This window comes from Bradyrhizobium sp. 61, from assembly GCF_023073075.1.
Taxonomy (GTDB): domain Bacteria; phylum Pseudomonadota; class Alphaproteobacteria; order Rhizobiales; family Xanthobacteraceae; genus Bradyrhizobium; species Bradyrhizobium barranii.
On record NZ_JADPIU010000075.1, the window covers coordinates 1 to 18,303 of the forward strand.

14 protein-coding genes, 1 pseudogene and 1 riboswitch are annotated in these 18,303 nt (G+C 65.1%); of the genes and pseudogenes, 9 read left to right on the forward strand and 6 right to left on the reverse strand.

Annotated elements, in window-relative coordinates; all coding sequences use genetic code 11:
* The first annotated feature begins 908 nt into the window (after positions 1-908).
* The 3 genes and pseudogenes from IVB46_RS28375 (at position 909) to IVB46_RS28385 (ending at position 4,577) form a co-directional block, all read left to right on the forward strand.
* Positions 909-2,966 carry a M23 family metallopeptidase gene (locus IVB46_RS28375; RefSeq protein WP_247313267.1) on the forward strand — a complete coding sequence of 686 codons (2,058 nt, stop codon included), beginning with the start codon at positions 909-911 and terminating at the stop codon, positions 2,964-2,966.
* Between the two features lie 155 nt (positions 2,967-3,121).
* Positions 3,122-4,227, forward strand: a pseudogene (locus IVB46_RS28380) (hypothetical protein).
* 83 nt (positions 4,228-4,310) lie between these two features.
* Positions 4,311-4,577 carry a hypothetical protein gene (locus tag IVB46_RS28385; RefSeq protein WP_166103776.1) on the forward strand — a complete coding sequence of 89 codons (267 nt, stop codon included), beginning with the start codon at positions 4,311-4,313 and terminating at the stop codon, positions 4,575-4,577.
* 79 nt (positions 4,578-4,656) lie between these two features.
* On the opposite strand, the gene clpB is transcribed toward IVB46_RS28385, so the two are convergent.
* Positions 4,657-7,299, reverse strand: a complete 2,643-nt coding sequence (clpB, locus tag IVB46_RS28390; protein ID WP_247313272.1) for an ATP-dependent chaperone ClpB — start codon at positions 7,297-7,299, stop codon at positions 4,657-4,659.
* A 241-nt stretch (positions 7,300-7,540) separates the two neighbouring features.
* On the opposite strand from clpB, the gene IVB46_RS28395 reads away from it, so the two are divergent.
* Positions 7,541-8,329 carry an MOSC domain-containing protein gene (locus IVB46_RS28395; protein WP_247343936.1) on the forward strand — a complete coding sequence of 263 codons (789 nt, stop codon included), beginning with the start codon at positions 7,541-7,543 and terminating at the stop codon, positions 8,327-8,329.
* Between the two features lie 113 nt (positions 8,330-8,442).
* On the opposite strand, the gene IVB46_RS28400 is transcribed toward IVB46_RS28395, so the two are convergent.
* Entirely contained in the window at positions 8,443-9,114 is a 672-nt protein-coding gene (locus IVB46_RS28400; RefSeq protein ID WP_247313278.1) for a TIGR02594 family protein, read from the reverse strand.
* A 215-nt stretch (positions 9,115-9,329) separates the two neighbouring features.
* Between IVB46_RS28400 and IVB46_RS28405 the strand changes: the two genes are divergently transcribed.
* Entirely contained in the window at positions 9,330-10,193 is an 864-nt protein-coding gene (locus tag IVB46_RS28405) for an alpha/beta hydrolase (RefSeq protein ID WP_247343939.1), read from the forward strand.
* A 59-nt stretch (positions 10,194-10,252) separates the two neighbouring features.
* On the opposite strand, the gene metW is transcribed toward IVB46_RS28405, so the two are convergent.
* Together metW and IVB46_RS28415 are read right to left on the reverse strand one after the other, a co-directional pair.
* Positions 10,253-10,915 (reverse strand): methionine biosynthesis protein MetW, encoded by a 663-nt coding sequence (gene metW / locus IVB46_RS28410; protein ID WP_063985776.1) that lies wholly within the window; start codon positions 10,913-10,915, stop codon positions 10,253-10,255.
* Positions 10,916-10,930: 15 nt separating this feature from the next.
* Positions 10,931-12,133 carry a homoserine O-acetyltransferase gene (locus IVB46_RS28415; protein WP_247313904.1) on the reverse strand — a complete coding sequence of 401 codons (1,203 nt, stop codon included), beginning with the start codon at positions 12,131-12,133 and terminating at the stop codon, positions 10,931-10,933.
* Between the two features lie 85 nt (positions 12,134-12,218).
* A riboswitch (SAM riboswitch) is annotated at positions 12,219-12,298 on the reverse strand.
* A 217-nt stretch (positions 12,299-12,515) separates the two neighbouring features.
* On the opposite strand from IVB46_RS28415, the gene IVB46_RS28420 reads away from it, so the two are divergent.
* From IVB46_RS28420 to IVB46_RS28430, 3 genes are read left to right on the forward strand one after another with little or no spacing between them, the layout of a single operon-like run.
* A complete protein-coding gene (locus tag IVB46_RS28420; protein WP_063985777.1) occupies positions 12,516-13,364 on the forward strand; it encodes a chorismate mutase in 849 nt (282 codons plus the stop codon).
* 36 nt (positions 13,365-13,400) lie between these two features.
* Positions 13,401-14,495, forward strand: coding sequence for a histidinol-phosphate transaminase (locus IVB46_RS28425; RefSeq protein WP_247313283.1), 1,095 nt, complete (start codon positions 13,401-13,403; stop codon positions 14,493-14,495).
* Positions 14,492-15,427, forward strand: coding sequence for a prephenate/arogenate dehydrogenase family protein (locus IVB46_RS28430; RefSeq protein WP_247313286.1), 936 nt, complete (start codon positions 14,492-14,494; stop codon positions 15,425-15,427). The genes IVB46_RS28425 and IVB46_RS28430 overlap by 4 nt, the downstream gene beginning before the upstream one ends.
* Positions 15,428-15,616: 189 nt before the next feature.
* Here IVB46_RS28430 and IVB46_RS28435 read toward each other — a convergent pair whose 3' ends face one another.
* A complete protein-coding gene (locus tag IVB46_RS28435; protein WP_063985778.1) occupies positions 15,617-16,801 on the reverse strand; it encodes a DUF2125 domain-containing protein in 1,185 nt (394 codons plus the stop codon).
* 110 nt (positions 16,802-16,911) lie between these two features.
* Here IVB46_RS28435 and IVB46_RS28440 point away from each other — a divergent pair, with 110 nt between their 5' ends.
* Entirely contained in the window at positions 16,912-17,523 is a 612-nt protein-coding gene (locus tag IVB46_RS28440; RefSeq protein ID WP_247313289.1) for a gamma-glutamylcyclotransferase, read from the forward strand.
* On the opposite strand, the gene IVB46_RS28445 is transcribed toward IVB46_RS28440, so the two are convergent.
* On the reverse strand, positions 17,520-18,293 hold the full coding sequence (locus IVB46_RS28445) for a lysophospholipid acyltransferase family protein (RefSeq protein ID WP_247343944.1): 774 nt from the start codon (positions 18,291-18,293) through the stop codon (positions 17,520-17,522). The genes IVB46_RS28440 and IVB46_RS28445 overlap by 4 nt on opposite strands.
* Positions 18,294-18,303 lie beyond the last annotated feature (10 nt).

Sequence of the window (18,303 nt, forward strand, 5' to 3'; positions counted from 1 at the left end):
CTTCACTTGTCAAACAGCCCGGGACCAGGAGGCCCCAACCTTCCAGAGTGGAAGGGTTCCGACACCCTTACCGACGATGAATGAACTCCAATCGACTTACGTCGACTGTTGTGTCACTCAACAAGGTGAGGAGCATCAGTGGCGCGTTCGCTCGCCTTGGTCAGTGACCCGGCGGCGCCGCGCTCAGTGGTCGGGTTATAGGCCCCCCCGCCCGGGATTGTCAACGCCCATTGTCAACAAATCGTCGCACGGCGGGTCATCGAAAAAAATCCCGCGATTCCAGTCAATTAGAAGGGCCGCCAATGGCCGGATCAAAGCTGCACCGCAAAAAATCTCGAAAAAAGTTTGCCCGCCGGCGGGCTCCGGAGGGGGCTTTGGACGCCTCTCCAGGCACCCTCCCCCTGCGTCCTTCCAGACGCCCCCGGGGCCCGGACAGGCGGAGGCCCATCCAGGCCGGACCGAGCCCTCGTCCATGGCAGACGAGCCCCATCCAAGGCTGGACCAAGCTCCACCCCAGGCCAAACCTAGTCCCCCGGACCCGGCCAGACGGGCTTCTTGCGCCCGGCCGTTCAGGAAACTTTTTCCATATTAGGCGCCGTACTAGAGCCACAATCCCGCGGCGTTCTGGTACAGACAAGCTTGAATCGCGGGATGCCAGTGGGGGCTGCCGGCGATTTTCATGGGGTCAGAGGAAGGCATCTTGCAGATGACGCGGCCTTCCTTCGACATTCGAGAGACATCGAGAGACCTTTACCCGTCCAGCTGTTCGTAATTTCGGCCGGCCCCATCGAGGGCCTTCTGAGCGCGGGCGCCTGTGCGGCTTGCCTTTTCCGGCGATCCCCCTTCAAGAGGGCGGCCAGGAAGGGTTCGAAAGCAGGCATCTTGGGTCGTTGATTGGGGGACTTGGTTTGAACCACAGGACGTCGCGCGGCGCTTACGGGCGTGAGACCGGGATCATCGATCTCGGCCACGAGCCGCCGCTGTCCGTCGATGGTTCCGAGGCCGCCGTCATCGATCGCCGCCGCGTTTCCGTGCAATGGTTCAGCGGGACAATTCTGACCGGACTCTGCGGCGCAGCCCTGATCGGCGGCGCCGTTTTCGCGTCTCTCGACGGCGAGATGACCTTCGCCAAGGTGCCTGAGCGCGTCGAAGGCGCGCTGCGCGGCGCATTCGGCGCGGCCGATCGCGCCGCCACGCTGCACAAGAGCGACCGCCTGCCGCCGCCGAACGAATCCACGGCCTCGCGCAACATCATGCGCGTCTCCACCGTCGCCCGCGTCGGCAACCGCGACGTGATGCGGGTGCGCCCGTTCGTCCGGATCGCCGGCAATCTGTCGATGACGACGAGCGATCTGTCGGCGAAAATCCCACCGTTCAACGCCCAGCGCCTGCTCACCGATGTCGGCTCCGATCCGAAGACCGCGGCGGAAGATCCGAACAATCCCGAAGCCGTCGAGCCCGATGCCGAAGTCTCCTTCGTCACCAAGGACCTGTCGCCGGTGCTGCCGAAGGCCAAGATTTCCGCCGTGGTGGCGCTCGACGACATCCTGATGCGGGTGCGCGACGCCGCCAACTGGCGCGGCAATGGCGGGGTGCGCTACGCCTCGCTCGCCAATGCCACCGCCGACGTCTCCGGCGCGACCGGCCCCTCCGACATGAAGATGGCCTACGCCACCGAAGCGTCGCCGTCCGATCCCTATGCCGGCTTCGAGACGCGCGTGGTGCCGGAAAACGTCACGCTGCTGCCGAAGACCAAGGAGCAGATCACCGGCGGCAATCCCAACGGCGAGCGCGTCCACGTGGTCAAGAAGGGCGACAGCGTCGGCTCCGTCCTGCGCGATCTCGGCGCGACGGCCGAGGAGATCAAGGCGATCACCGCGACGCTCGGCCCGCGCGGCCGCGACGGCGGCCTGAAGGAAGGCGAAAAACTCCGCATCCTGATGGCGCCCGCAAGCCCCGGCGCCCGCCTCCAACCCTATCGCGTCGTGGTTGCAAACGACACCATGGTCGAGGCGATCGCGGCGCTGTCCGATCTCGGCAAATACGTCGCGGTCGACGTCTCCAGCATGAACACCGTCGCCGATGCCGCGGCCAACGCCAACAGCGATGACGACGATGACGGCACCGGCGTACGGCTTTACCAGAGCATCTACGAGACCGCGATGCGCAACAAAGTCCCGATGCCGGTCATCGAGGACATGATCAAGATCTACTCCTACGACGTCGATTTCCAGCGCAAGGTGCAGCCGGGCGACTCGTTCGACGTGTTCTACGCTGGCGAGGAAGAGGGCACGACGTCGAACGAAAAGAACGACGTGCTGTTCGCCTCCCTCACGGTCGGCGGCGAGACCAAGAAATACTACCGCTACCAGAGCCCCGACGACGGCGTCGTCGACTACTACGACGAGACCGGCAAGAGCGCGAAAAAATTCCTGGTCAGGAAGCCCGTCAACAACGCGATCATGCGCTCCGGCTTCGGCGGCCGCCGCCATCCGATCCTGGGCTATGTGAAGATGCACACCGGCGTTGACTGGGCCACCTCCTACGGCACGCCGATCTTCGCTTCCGGCAACGGCGTGCTCGAGAAGGTCGGCCCCGAAGGCGGCTACGGCAAATATATCCGCATCAAGCATTCCAACGGCTATGAGACGGCCTACGGCCACATGTCGGCCTTCGCCAAGGGCATGGAGATCGGCAAGAAGGTGCGGCAGGGTCAGGTGATCGGCTTCGTCGGTTCGACCGGCCAGTCGACCGGCCCCCACGTCCACTACGAAATCCTCGTCAACGGCCGCTTCGTCGATCCGCTGCGCGTGAAACTGCCGCGCGGCCGTTCGCTGGAAGGCACCGTGCTGGCGGGCTTCGAGAAGGAACGCGACCGGCTCGACGCCATGATGAGCGGCCGCAACGGCGCCATCGCCCGCATTTCGGACGCAACCGGCGGCCCGTTGCAGGTCACCAACCGCTGATCCCTTAACCGGCCGAAATCGACCGGACATCTCTGGAAAACATGATCTGGATGCGACGTCGTCAAGCGACGTCGTTTCACTGCGCCACAACGTCAAGTTTTGTTTGCCAAAGCGGCATCAGGGGCGAATACTTTCCAAAAAAGGGAGGTCTCGCCATGAAGAACGGGCTCGCCTGCGCAGCTTTCGTCGCCGCGATTTTCGCCACCACGAGCGTATTTGGCGAGAGCTGGGAGGTCACCAAGCTCGTCCCCGGCTCGGCGTTCCATGGCGTGCACGGGCTCGGAATCGACAAGGCAGGCCATCTGTTTGCCGGCAGCGTCGCGGGCGCGGCGCTCTACGAGGTCGACATTGCAGGCGGTACCGCCAAGGTTGCAATCCCGTCTCCCGTGGGCATGGCAGACGACATCGCATTCGCGCCCGACGGCACCATGGCCTGGACCGGCTTCCTGACCGGCGATCTCTATTCGCGCAAGGGCGACGGCCCGATCAAGAAGCTGGCTAGCGGCCTTCCCGGCATCAACTCGCTCGCCTTCCGCAAGGACGGCAGGCTTTACGCCACCACCGTCTTCCTCGGCGACACGCTCTATGAGATCGACGTCGAGGGCGTCAAACCGCCCCGCCAGATCACGGCACCACGCTCGAATATCCGATGAGCGCGACGGCGAAGGGCAACGACGTGGTCCTGTCGAGCTGGTTCACGGGCACGGTGCAGGTGATCGACGCCAAGACCGGCGCCACCCGCGACATGCTGCACGATTTCAAGGCGCCGCATGACGCAATCGTGCTCGCGGACGGCAGCATCCTGGTGGCCGAGCTCGGCACCAAATCGCTGGTCCGCGTCAGCGGCGAGCATGGCAAGGACCGCACCACGCTGATTGGCGGCCTCGAAGGTCCGGTCGGGCTCGTCGGCGGATCGAGCGGCGATGTCTACGTCACCGAAGCCTTCGCAGGTGTCGTTTCCAAGATCGAGACGAACGGCGAAAAGACCGTGCTCGCCAAGGAGTTGAAAATGCCCGAAGGCATCGCGCGCGGGAGCGACGGCAGGCTGATCGTGGCGGAAGTGGGCGCCAGGCGACTAATCGAGATCGCGCCGGACAGCGGCAAGGTCACCGAGATCGCTGCCAATCTTCCGATCGGGCTGATGGGCGCACCCGGGGGCCTGCCCAGCAACATCCCGACTGGCGTCGCCATCGGCGCCTCCGGCGTCATCTACTTCTCCTCCGATATCGAGAACGCGATCTACAAGGTCACCAGGAAGTAGCGCGGAGGAAACCAGCCCGGTGGAACCGGCACACGCGTTTCCCGGTTAAATGCTGACGGAAGCCGACCAACAGGAGGATCCCCATGCGGCGCCTCTCACGCGACGATGTCGTCAAGACCGTGGATCGAGCCGACGAAGTCACCATCGCCCAGATCATCGGAACCGGCGCGACGGTCGAGGAACTCGCCGAAGCCCAGGCCTGGCTCGCCAATGACGAGCCGATGATCAATGATTTGCGCCCGCTGGCGCACGGACGCGTGCGCGAGCTTGTCGACATCCTGTCGGAGCTCGAAGAGGACAGCGACGAGCAAGGTCCAGCCGAACCCGGCTCAACATCCGCGGTCAACTAGAGCGAACCTCGTCAAAGCAAATCGCCCCGGAGAGTTGGCCTCTCCGGGGCGATTTTTCGTTTTGCAGTGAGCGCGACGATCAGTTCAGTTTCCGCTTCGACGCCGGCGGCGCCTCGAACTGGGCGATCTCCGCGGTCTGCTGCGCGTTGCCGTTGAAGGTCAGCACGTTGCCTTCGGACGAGATCGCGACCGTATCCCCGTCTTTGACGTCTCCAGCCAGGATCATCTCGGCGAGCGGATCCTGGAGGTAGCGCTGGACCACGCGCTTCAGCGGCCTTGCGCCGTAGGCGGGATCCCAGCCTTTGGCAGCGAGCCAGTCGCGCCCCGCGGCATCGAGCGTCAGCACGATCTTGCGATCGGTCAAAAGCTTCTGGAGCCGCGCGAACTGGATCTCGACGATCCGCCCCATCTCGCTCCTCTGCAGGCGGTGGAACAGGATGATCTCGTCGACACGGTTCAGGAACTCGGGGCGGAAATGCCCACGCACCATTCCCATCACCTGTTCACGCACGGCTGAGGTGTCTTCGCCCTCCGGTTGATTCACCAGATACTCCGAACCGAGGTTCGAGGTCATGATGATCAGCGTGTTGCGGAAATCGACGGTACGGCCCTGGCCATCGGTGAGGCGGCCGTCATCGAGCACCTGCAACAGGACGTTGAAGACGTCAGGATGCGCCTTCTCGATCTCGTCGAACAGCACCACCTGATAGGGCCGGCGCCGCACCGCTTCGGTGAGCGCGCCGCCCTCGTCATAGCCGACATAGCCGGGAGGCGCACCGATCAGCCGCGAGACCGAGTGCTTCTCCATGTACTCGGACATGTCGAGGCGGACCATCGCGGTCTCGTCGTTGAACAGATACTCCGCGAGCGCCTTGGTCAGCTCGGTCTTGCCGACGCCGGTCGGCCCCAGGAACATGAACGAGCCGGTCGGCCGGTTCGGGTCCTGCAGGCCCGCGCGCGAACGGCGCACGGCGGTCGCGACCGCACGCACGGCCTCGGCCTGGCCGACGACGCGCTGTCCGAGCTGCTCCTCCATCTTCAGGAGCTTCTCCTTCTCGCCTTCCAGCATCTTGTCGACGGGCACGCCGGTCCAGCGCGAGACCACCTGCGCGATGTGGTTGGCGGTGACCGCCTCCTCCATCATATCGCCAGAGCCTTCACGCGCCTCGATATCGGCGAGCTGCTTCTCAAGCTGCGGGATCCGGCCATAGGCCAGCTCGCCGGCCTTCTGGAATTCGCCGCGCCGCTGTGCGTCGGCGAGATCGACGCGCAGCGCGTCCAGCTCTGACTTCAGCTTCTGGGCGTTGGAGAGCTTGTTCTTCTCCGCGCTCCAGCGCGACGTCAGGGCCGCGGATTTCTCTTCGAGCTCGCTGAGCTCCTTCTGAAGCCCCTCGAGACGGGTCTTGGAGCCGAGATCGCTCTCCTTCTTGAGAGCTTCCTGCTCGATCTTGAGCCGGATGATCTCGCGGTCGAGCGAATCCAGCTCTTCGGGCTTGGAATCGACCTGCATCTTCAGCCGCGCAGCCGCCTCGTCCATGAGGTCGATCGCCTTGTCCGGCAGGAAGCGGTCGGTGATGTAGCGGTTGGACAGCGTCGTCGCCGCCACGAGCGCGGAATCGGTGATCCGCACGCCGTGGTGCTGCTCGTACTTGTCTTTCAACCCGCGGAGGATCGAGATGGTGTCCTCGACGGAAGGCTCGCTCACGAAGATCGGCTGGAAGCGCCGCGCCAGCGCCGCATCCTTCTCGACGTGCTTGCGGTACTCGTCGAGCGTGGTGGCGCCGATGCAGTGCAGCTCGCCGCGCGCGAGCGCGGGCTTGAGCAGGTTGGATGCGTCCATCGCGCCGTCGCCCTTGCCGGCGCCGATCAGCGTATGCATCTCGTCGATGAACAGGATGAAATTGCCCTCGCTCGCGGTGACTTCCTGGAGCACGGCCTTCAGCCGCTCCTCGAACTCGCCGCGATATTTCGCACCCGCAATCAATGAGCCCAGGTCGAGCGACAGCAGTTTCTTGTCCTGGAGGGTCTCGGGCACGTCGCCGTTGACGATGCGCAGCGCGAGGCCCTCGGCGATGGCGGTCTTGCCGACGCCGGGCTCACCGATCAGCACGGGATTATTCTTGGTCCGGCGCGAGAGCACCTGGATGGTGCGGCGGATCTCCTCGTCGCGGCCGATGACCGGGTCGAGCTTGCCGTCGCGCGCAGCCTGGGTCAGGTCGCGGGCATATTTCTTCAGCGCGTCATAGGCGTTCTCGGCGGTCGCCGAGTCCGCCGTGCGGCCCTTGCGCAGCGCCTCGATCGCGGCATTGAGATTTTGCGGGGTGACGCCGCCCTTGGCCAGGATCGCGCCGGCCTCGCTGGTCTTTTCCAGCGCGAGGCCGAGCAGCAGCCGCTCGACGGTGACAAAACTGTCGCCGGCCTTCTCGCCGGCCTTTTCGGCGGCATCGAAAGTGCGGGCGAGCTCGGGCGCCAGATAGATCTGGCCGGCGCCGCCGCCGGAGACCTTCGGCACCTTGTTGAGGGCGTCCTCGGTCGCCTTCAGGATGGCGCGGGAATTGCCGCCGGCGCGGTCGATCAGACCGGCAGCGAGGCCCTCATTGTCGTCCAGCAGAACTTTCAGGACGTGCAGGGTCGAAAACTGCTGATGCCCCTCGCGCACTGCAAGCGATTGCGCGGACTGGACGAAGCCCCTGGAGCGTTCGGTATATTTGTCGATGTTCATGTCTTTTCTTTCCCTCGGCCTGCCCCTGGAGCCCTCTAAGGCACTCCAAACGGCATCTTCATTGGGTTTCCGCTGGACGCGTTGACGTTCCTCAACCGGCAGCGGTCGTTAGCAGCCGGCGCTGGCGCCGGCCTGACCCAGATGTGGGAAGCTTGGCCTCGGATCGGAAGAGGCGCGTTCACAATTTCGTGCACGGGTCCGCCTGCTTGGCGTCAGCAGGTCGAATCCCTTAAGTAGCGACATGACAGCCAGCCAGACCGCCGAAATCGCCGGCCTTTACCGTTACCCGATCAAGGGCCTGACGCCGGAATCCCTGCCCCGGGCCCCCTTGCGGATCGGCCAGACCCTGCCCGCCGACCGCCGCTACGCCATCGAGAACGGACCGAGCGGCCTCGATCCGGAGGCGCCGGCCTGGAAGCCGAAAATCCAGTTCCTGATGCTGGCGCGCAATGAGCGGCTGGCGTCCCTCGACAGCCGGTTCGAGGACGCGACCAACCGCCTGACCATCCGCAAGGACGGCCAGATCGTCGCCAGCGGCGATCTGGAGACCGCCGCAGGGCGCACCGCCATCGAGGACTATTTCGCGGAGAATTTTCAGCCGGAGCTGAAGGGCCCGCCAAAAGTTCTGTCCGGCCGCGACCACAGCTTTTCCGACGTCGCCCGCAAGGTCGTGTCGATCATCAATCTCGACAGCGTCCGGGCGATCGAGACCATGCTCGGCGGCGCCGCAGTCAATCCGCTGCGCTTCCGCGCCAATCTCTACGCGAAGGGTTGGCCGGCCTGGTCCGAGCTCGACCTCGTCGGCGAGACGCTGGCGATCGGCGAGGCCCGGCTCAAGGTGGTCAAGCGCATCGTCCGCTGCCCGGCGGTCAACGTCGATCCCGAGACCGCGCAGCGCGATCTCGAGATACCGCCGACGCTCTCGCGCAATCTCGGCCACATGGATTGCGGCATCTATGCCGAGGTCATCGCCGACGGCGAGATCGGCGTCGGTGACGCGATCGCGGTGGAAGCGCCGAAGCTGGTGTGACGGGACGCCACCTCAACACACTCCGTCATTGCGAGGAGCGAAGCGACGAAGCAATCCAGAAAGTCTCCGCGGTGGGATTCTGGATTGCTTCGCTTCGCTCGCAATGACAAGTGTCAGTTCGGCATCACATACGCATAGATCCGGCCGCGCGAGACCGGTGCCTCGCGAACGCGATTGCCGTTGTTGCCGGAGATCATGATCGGATTGCCCTGCGCGTCCACGCCGGTGATGATGCCGACATGGCCGCCCCGGCGACCGCGCGACATGACCGCGATGGCGCCGACCTGCGGACCGGAGACACGCGTGCCGTAGCGCGCGAACGAGCTCGCCATGTCGGAGCCGGTGCCCTGATGGCCGGTGTGCTGCAGCACCATGTTCATGAAGCGCGCGCACCACAGGCTGCCGCGCCCGGTCGGATTGCCGCCGATATAACGGCGCGCCTCGGACACGAGGCCCGATCCGCCGCCGAAGCCGCCACCGCTATTGGCCATTCCAGGATTGGCCATGCCGCCGACATTGGCGTTCGGATTGTAGCTCGCCTGGGTGTCGGCGAAGCCGCTCGCCTGCAACTGCGCCGCGCCGCGCTCGAAGCGCGAGCTGCGGGCATGATGCCGATAATGACGGTAATGATGATGTCTGGCGTGGTGCACGTAAGCGTGCCGCTCTGCGCTATGACGATGATGCGGCCGCGCGGAGGCCGGAGAAACGAACGCGGCAACCGCCGCGAAGAAAATCGCCAGCGCGACAACACAACGCGACAGGCGAGACGCAAACAACTCCAACATACTTCATCCTTCTTGACACCCCACTTCCCCAATCGGCCCGTGCGATGGCCGGCATCCGTCTGGCCGTTAAGCCGCCGGATGTGGCGAGAAAAAGACGCCACGCCCGCGAATAGCTGCGATGATTTTGTGCCGGTGCTGGCTTGAGGCTGCCGCATTGCGGACAACAACGTTAACTGCAATTCTCCAAAGGCGGCTTGAAGAGAGGGAAACAGTTAATGCCCCACGCCACGACCAGGGACGACGTCCGCGTCTATTTCGAAGAAGCGGGTCAGGGAACGCCGATTATTTTTCTGCATGAGTTCGCGGCCGACTACACCAATTGGGAGCCGCAGATGCGCTACTTCTCGCGCGGCCATCGCTGCATCACCTATTCCGCGCGCGGCTACACGCCGTCGGACGTGCCTGATGGCGAGGTCTACACCTACAAGCATTTCTACACCGACGCGCTCGCGGTGCTCGATCATCTCAAGATCGAGCGCGCGCATCTCGTCGGCCTGTCGATGGGCGCCTATTCGTCACTCCAGATCGGGTTGAACTCGCCGCAGCGCGCGCTGTCGATGACGCTGGCCGGCGTGGGCTCAGGATCGGAGATCGAGAATCTCGACAACTGGCGCAAGCAGTGCCGCGCCAACGCCGAGCAGTTCGAGACGCTCGGCTCCGCCGAGGTCGCAAAGGTCACGCGCGAGGCGCCGAGCCGGATTCCCTTCCTGGTGAAAGATCCGCGCGGCCACGCCGATTTCTACGCCGCACTGGCGCGCCACGATGCCAAGGGCTCCGCGAACACGATGCGCGGCTTCCAGGGCGGCAGGCCATCGATTTACACGATGCCGGATGCCATTCGAGGTGTGGTAACGCCCGCGCTGATCATCTGCGGCGACGAAGACGATCCCTGCGTCGGGGCAAGCCTGTTCCTGAAGAAGCACCTGCCCGCGGCGGGCCTCGCGATGTTTCCGAAATCAGGCCACGTGCTCAATCTCGAAGAACCCGCACTGTTCAACGAGAGCGTGGAGCGGTTCGTGACGCTGGTGGAAGCCGGGCGCTGGCCGGTGCGCGATCCGCGGTCGCTGGCGGCGCATTAGACTGCCAGTCGCTGTCATTCCGGGATGCGCCGACAGGCGCAGGCCCGGAATGACGGCAACTACTTCCCCTGCCCGCGCGTGAGCAGAAACACGCCCTGCTCGCCGAACATGTTCCACACCCACCACGGCAATCGCAGCCGCAATGGACGGCCGTAGAGATCCAGCGCCTCGGCGCGCTCCATCTTGACGTGGATCGCGTCGCAGAGCTCGACGAAATCCTTGATGGTGCAGAAATGGATGTTGGCGGTGTCGTACCAGGTCGCCGGCAGATTCTCGGTGCGCGGCATGTGGCCGCCGACCAGGAGCTGGAGCCGCATCTTCCAGAAGCCGAAATTCGGGAACGACACGATGGCGCGGCGGCCGATGCGCAGCAGATTCTCCAGCACGACCCGCGGCTGCCGCGTCGCCTGCAGCGTCTGCGACAGGATAACGTAATCGAAGGCGTCGTCGGGATAATTGACGAGATCGGTGTCGGCATCGCCCTGCACCACCGCGAGGCCCTTGGCGACGCAACGGTTGACGCCCTCGCGCGACAGCTCGATGCCGCGCCCGTCGATGCCGCGGGTCTCCAGAAGCTGGAGCAAATCGCCCTCGCCGCAGCCGACGTCGAGCACTTTCGAGCCGGGCTTGACCATCTCGGCGACCAGCAGATGATCGGCGCGAAACTGGCCTGACTGCTCCGTCGCAACGCCGCCCAGCGGCAGCACTTCCTGCACAGACATCGCTAGCCGTCCTTGTCAGTCAATCCTGGCGGTGAGCCCGCGCGCCTTCCCTGCCGATTGCAGGAAGGCACGGGCGATATCGAAGAATTCAGGCACGTCGAGCAGGAAGGCGTCATGGCCGCGATCGGTCTCGATCTCGGCGAACGACACCCGCGCGCTCGACGCGTTCAGCGCATGCACCAGTGCGCGCGATTCCGAGGTCGGGAACAGCCAGTCGCTGGTGAAGGAGACCACGCAGAAGCGCGTCTCGATGCCCGCGAACGCTTTCGCCAGCACGCCGCCGTGATCGCCGGCGATGTCGAAATAGTCCATCGCACGGGTCAGATAGAGATAGGAGTTGGCGTCGAACCGCTCGACGAAGGACGAGCCCTGGTAGCGCAGATAGCTCTCGACCTGGAAATCGGCGTCGAACGAGAAGGTCGGCAGCTCGCGGTCCTGCATGCGGCGGCCGAACTTGCGATGCAGCGCGGCGTCGGAGAGATAGGTGATGTGCGCGGCCATCCGTGCCACCGCAAGTCCGCGATGCGGATGGATGCCCTGATCCGTGTAGCGGCCGTTGTGCCAGTCGGGATCGGCCATCACCGCCTGGCGGCCGAGCTCGTGGAAAGCGATGTTCTGCGCCGAGTGCCGCGTCGCGCAGGCAATCGCCAGCGCGGAGTACACGCGCTTGGGATAGGCCGCGGTCCATTGCAGCACCTGCATGCCGCCCATCGAGCCGCCGACCACCGCGAACAACGTGTCGATGCCGAGCCGGTCGATCAGCATCGCCTGCGCGCGCACCATGTCGGGAATGGTGATGACGGGAAAATCCAGGCCCCACACCTTGCCGGTCGCGGGATTGATCGAGGCCGGCCCGGTCGAGCCCATGCAGCCGCCGATCACGTTGGCGCAAATGATGAAGTAGTGCTGAGGATCAAGAGGTCGGCCGGGACCGACCAGCGTCTCCCACCAACCCGACTTGCCGGTGACGGGATGCACGTTGGCGACATGCTGATCGCCGGTCAGCGCATGGCAGATCAGCACCGCGTTGGAGCTATCGGCGTTGAGCTCGCCATAGGTCTGGTAGGCGATCTGGAACGGGGTGAGATCGATGCCGCAATCGAGCCGCAGCGGCTGCTCGGCGCCGAACTGCGCGACCTGCGAATTCGGATGATCCGCCTCATGCGACCGGTCGTCGGCGCTGATCGCGGGACTCGGCACGGGCTTCACGCCAACCATCATCGACCTCGTTTGCGACACCCGTCAGGCTGCCGCTGGAATCAGGCCATGAAAAACCCGGCCTGAACGATAGGTTCGGCCGGGATCTGAAGCGTCCCCGGCCTGTTTAGCGAGTTTTTTAACGTGGCTGCAAGCCGGCCGGCTCAAATGACCACGGAACGGGCAAAAGCTACTGTCTTGGGCGGTTTTCGTCAAGTCATGGTCCCGATTAGCCAAATTCATCCCTGAAAGGCCGGCCGAAAAGGCCCGGTTTCCCTTTGCATTTCTCTTTGCTTTCGCCGCGCCGACTGCCTAATCAGGACGTCGATCGCAGCGGATCCGGCCTTGCCGATGGGCCTTGGCCGACCCGCATTGGAACGCCTCTCACCAGCATCTCGCAGATATGTCCCAACGTCCGCCCGCGCCACCATCGCTCCAGGAATTGCGCAAGGAGATCGACGCGATCGACGAGGGCATGCATCGTCTCCTGATGCAGCGCGGCGACATCATCGACCGCCTGATCCAGGTGAAGCAGACCCAGGAGGTCGGCTCGGCGTTCCGCCCGGCGCGCGAGGCCGCCATGATGCGTGACATCGTGCAGCGTCATCGCGGCATCCTGCCGCTCGACACGGTCGAGAGCATCTGGCGCGTCATCATCTCGACGTTCACTTACGTCCAAGCGCCGTTCTCCGTCCATGCCGACATCTCGGTGAGCGAGCCGGCGATGCGCGATTCCGTGCGCTTCCATTTCGGCTTCACGGTGCCTTACGTCGCGCATTTCAGCGCGCAGGCCGCGGTCGAAGCGGTGGCGAAGTCCAAGGGCGATCTGGCGCTGGTCTCGGCGACCTCGAGCCGCACGCCATGGTGGCTGGAGCTGGAAGCGGACGGCGCGCCGAAGATCATCGCGCGGATGCCCTTCGTCGAGCGCGCCGACCATCCGGCCGCACTGCCGGTGTTCGCGATCTCGCGCGTCGCCGACAGCGCCGTGGTGACGGAGGTCGAGACCTTCAGCGTGCGCGTGTCCGGGTGGAACGCCGAGGTCGCCCGCGCCCTGTCGCCGCTCGCCGAGATCGTGGCAGTGCCCGATACCGCCTTCGACGGCGCAGCGCTGCTGGTCTCGGTCACGAGCGCGACCAGCATCGACAAGATCAAGGCTGCCCTGATCGAAGCGGGGGCCTCGGTGCGCTCCACGGCCCTCGTCGGCAGCCACGCAACGCGCTATACGGTGCCCTCGACCGGGTCGAAATCGTAGATCGCGAACCGCCTAAAGCTACTTCCGGAGTTGAAGATGTCCCGCCCCGTGCCGAATCCCGGCATTCTCGATATTGCGCCCTACACGCCCGGCAAGAGCCCGGTGGCTGAGCCGGGCCGCAAGGTGTTCAAGCTCTCGGCCAACGAGACGCCGTTCGGGCCCTCGCCCAAGGCGATCGAGGCGTTCAGGAACGTGGCGGCGCATCTGGAAGACTATCCGGAAGGAACCTCGCGCGTGCTGCGCGAAGCGATCGGCCGTTCTTTCGGGCTCGACCCCAACCGCATCATCTGCGGCGCCGGCTCGGACGAGATTCTCAATCTGCTCGCCCACACCTATCTCAGCCACGGCGACGAGGCGATCTCGACCACGCACGGCTTCCTGGTCTACCCGATCGCGACCATGGCGGTCGGCGCCAAGAACGTGGTCGCGCAGGAGACCAACCTCACCTGCAATGTCGACGCCATCCTCAAGGCGGTGACGCCGAAGACAAAGCTGGTCTGGCTCGCCAATCCCAACAATCCGACCGGCACCTATGTGCCGTTCGACGAGGTCAAGCGGCTGCGCGCCGGCCTGCCGTCGCACGTGCTGCTGGTGCTCGATGCCGCCTATTCCGATTACGTCTCGCGCAACGACTACGAGATGGGGATCGAGCTCGTCGCCACCACCGAGAACACCGTGGTGACGCACACCTTCTCCAAGATCCACGGCCTCGCCGCGCTGCGCGTCGGCTGGATGTTCGGTCCCGAGCACATCATCGACGCGGTCAACCGCATCCGCGGTCCCTTCAACGTGTCGACGCCGGCGATGTATGCCGCGGTCGCCGCGATCGAGGACACCGCGCACCAGGCGATGTCGAAGCAGTTCACCGAGACCTGGCGCAACTGGCTCTCCGAGGAGATCGGCAAGCTCGGACTGAAGGTGACGCCGGGCGTCGCCAATTTCGTGCTGATCCACTTCCCGGAAAATGGCAAGACCGCGGACGAGGCCGACGCATATCTTACCAAGCGCGGGCTGGTGTTGCGCGCGCTGAAGAACTACCGCCTGCCGCATGCGCTGCGCATGACCATCGGCACCGAGGAGGCCAACCGCCTCGTCGTCGAGGGCCTGCGCGACTTCATGGCCGGCAAATGAGCATCACACCGCACTTCCAGCGCGTTGCGCTGATCGGCTTCGGCCTGATCGGCGGCTCGATCGCGCGCGCTGCGAAGCTCCAGGGCTTGGCCTCCGAGATCGTCACCACCGCGCGGTCGGAGAAGACGCGCGCGCGGGTGCTGGAGCTCGGCATCGTCGACCAGGTCGTGGCGACCAATGCGGAAGCGGTGAAGGATGCCGATCTCGTCATCCTCTGCATTCCCGTCGGCGCCTGCGGGCCAGTGGCGCAGGAGATCGCTGCACATCTCAAGCCGGGCGCGATCGTCTCCGACGTCGGCTCGGTCAAGGGTGCGATCGTCAGGGACATGGCGCCGCACCTGCCGAAGACCATTCATTTCGTGCCCGCGCATCCCGTCGCCGGCACCGAGCATTCGGGTCCCGATTCCGGTTTCGCCGAGCTCTTCATCAACCGCTGGTGCATCCTGACGCCGCCGGAAGGCGTCGATGCGGCGGCCACCGATCGTCTGCGCACGTTCTGGGCGGCGATGGGCGCCAAGGTCGAGATCATGACGCCGGATCATCATGATCTCGTGCTCGCGATCACCAGCCATCTGCCGCATCTGATCGCCTACACCATCGTCGGCACCGCCGACGAGCTGGCGCAGGTGACGGAGTCCGAGGTGATCAAGTTCTCGGCCGGCGGCTTCCGCGATTTCACCCGCATCGCCGCGTCCGACCCGACGATGTGGCGCGACGTCTTCCTCGCCAACAAGGAAGCCGTGCTGGAGATGCTCGGCACCTTCACCGAGGATCTCGCCAAGCTCACCCGCGCGATCCGGCGCGGCGACGGCGAGGCGCTGTTCGACCACTTCACGCGCACGCGCGCCATCCGCCGCGGCATCGTCGAGATCGGCCAGGATTCGGCGGCGCCGGATTTCGGCCGGCCGCATGCGGCGTTGAAGAAGCCGTAGTCCTTCGCGCGACGACTTCGCTGCCAGTTCCTTATCCTGAGGAGCGCGGAACGCGCGTCTCGAAGGATGAAGGCCCGGGCTGGTGGCCTCGCCCTTCGAGACGCCGCGCGAAGAGCGCGGCTCCTCAGGGTGAGGGTTAGACATTCTCGTGCGCGGCTCCATCAATCCGTGAGCGGACGCGTCGCCAAATCAATACAGCGGCGGGATCTGCCCGACCTTGACTGGGCCGAGCAGCACGGCGCCGTCGACGAACTTCAGCGGGAAACTCCTCGCCTTCTTGCCCTCAAGCGTGCTCTCGGTGCCGATCGAATTGATGCCGGCCGCAACGCCGGCATTGGCGTTCTGCTTGATGACCTTGCCGAGGCCGGGAACGGCGCGGTCGAGTGCGCCGAACAGATTGTTGAGGTCCTGCGACTTCACGCCGGGCGCAACGCGGTCGAGGGTTGCCTGCGGCACCCCCTCCTCCAGCATCTTGTCGATGCCGAGCGCCGGGATCACGCGCTCGAGGCCGGTCACGGTCATCTGCAATTCGCCGTCGAGTCGGCCATTGGCCGAGAGGCCGAGCGTGCCGGCCGCAACCGCGATCATCTCGCCCTGCTGGACGCGCGACTGCACGATCTCGATGTGACCGCCGGCGGCCTGGATCTCGCGGAAGCGTTGCGGCCACGGCTTTGGGGTGAGGTCGGAGAGGCCCGTGATCTTCGCACGCGTGTCCGCCTCGAACGGCTCGGCGAGCAAGGGATGAACACCCTGGATGCTGCCCTGCGCGACGTGCAGCACGGTCTCGATCACAGGATGATCCGACCGCGACCCGTCTGCGAGGCGACCGTGCAGCTCGACCTGCTTGGCGCGCGCGAGCGGCACCTGCACGCTGCCGTCGAGACGATTGATGACGGGATCGTCGAACACGATGGAGGCGCGATCCGGCACCGCCGGCAGGCCGAACACGCTGCTGCGGCCCTTGCTCCAATTCACCACGAAGGTGTTTTGCGTGACGCCGTCGGTGAGCGTCGCCGGCGCGGAGAATTCGGCGATGACGCGCTTGGGATCGTAGACCTGGGCGACGACCAGGATGTTGTCGAGCTTCGCCGTGAACGGCGTCTTGCTGGCGTTCTGCGACACCAGGGCGACGCTGGCGCCGGAGCACTGGACCTCGAAGCGGAACGGGAAGCCGGCGATCGAGCGCTTGGCGCAATCGTAGATGCGGCCGGACTTGGCCTCCTGCGCCCGCCAGGCGTCTGCGGCGATTTCGGCCTGCGAGGCCGCATAGAACCAGAAACAGCTCCACGCGACGGCGAGGATCAGGAGGATAATGGGGGCGATGAAAAGGCCCCAACGGGGGCGGCGGCCTGTGGCAACGGTCATATCTGACATGCGGCGACCCTTTGACCCCAGATTTTGTCAAATGTAAGCGGGGTTCGGCCGCGCCGAAAGGCCGAGAATTCGCTTCGCTTGGGGGCGTCGTTCTGGTAGCCGTGCCCGAAATGTCGGAAATGACCCTCCCCTCCGTCACCACAGCCAAGGGCGACCTCTGGGTGTTCGGCTATGGCTCGCTGATGTGGCGGCCGGGCTTCGAATTCAGGGAACGCGTCCCGGCGCGGCTGGTCGGCGAGCACCGCGCGCTCTGCGTCTATTCCTTCGTGCATCGCGGCACGCCGGAGCAGCCTGGCCTGGTGCTCGGGCTCGACCGCGGCGGCGCCTGCCGCGGCATTGCTTTTCGCGTCGCCGAGAAGGACCGCGCCGACGTCGTCGCCTATCTGCGGGCGCGCGAGCAGGTCACGTCCGTCTATCGCGAGGTGATGCGCTCGGTGTGGCTTGAGAACGATGCGCGACAGCGCGTCTCCGCGCTCGCCTATGTCGTCGATCGCGGCCACGTCCAATATGCCGGCCGGCTGTCGCTCGCCGACCAGCATCGCCATGTCGTCCAGGGCCATGGCCAGTCCGGCGCCAACCGCGACTACGTGACGGCAACGGTGAAGGCGATCGAGGCCGAAGGTTTTCGCGACACGCAATTGCATCAGCTCGCGACCATGCTGCATGGTGATGCGCATTCGCTGCACGCGCCGGCTCCCGCAGAAGATCGAGAGAACCGCTAGCTCTGCGACGGCGCGTAGCTCGGCGACGAGCCGATCAACTGCTCCTGCTCTTTCCGGCCCGCTTCGACGAGGCGGCCGGTCGCGTCTTCGATGGCGGTTTGCACGCGCGAGAGAAACTCGTCTTTCGGCAGGCCTGATGGCAGTGGATCGAGGAACTCGACCACCAGCGTGCCGGGATAGCGCATGAAGGTGCGGCGCGGCCAGAACAGGCCGGAATTGAGCGCGATCGGCAGGCACCGCACGCCGCAGGACGAATAGATCTGCGCAAAGCCGGTCTTGTAATCGGGCGCGGCGCCGGGCGCCCGGCGTGTGCCTTCCGGAAAGATCACGAGCTGTCCGCCACCGCGCACCGCGTCGCGCGCCCGCCGCGTCATGTCCAGCAGCGCCTTCACGCCGGCCTTGCGGTCGATCGCGATCATTCCGGTCTTGACCAGGAACTGGCCGAACACCGGGATCTGCATGAGCTGCCGCTTGAGGATGAAGATCGGATGGTTGAAGAAGCCCGGCAGCACGAACGTCTCCCAGAACGACTGATGCTTCGCCGCGATCACCAGCGGCCCTGCCGGGATCTTCTCCTGCCCACGGAATTCGACCTTGATGTTGCAGATCACGCGCAACAGGAACAGCGTCGCCTTCGCCCACCATTGCGCAACCGTCAGCATGGCGCGCGGCGGCAATGCGAAGGTCGGCAGCGCCACGATCGCGAGGCACACCAGCACGGCGTAGAACAGCACGTTGAACAGGAGCGAGCGCAGGAAAATCAAAAACATCGATGGTCCG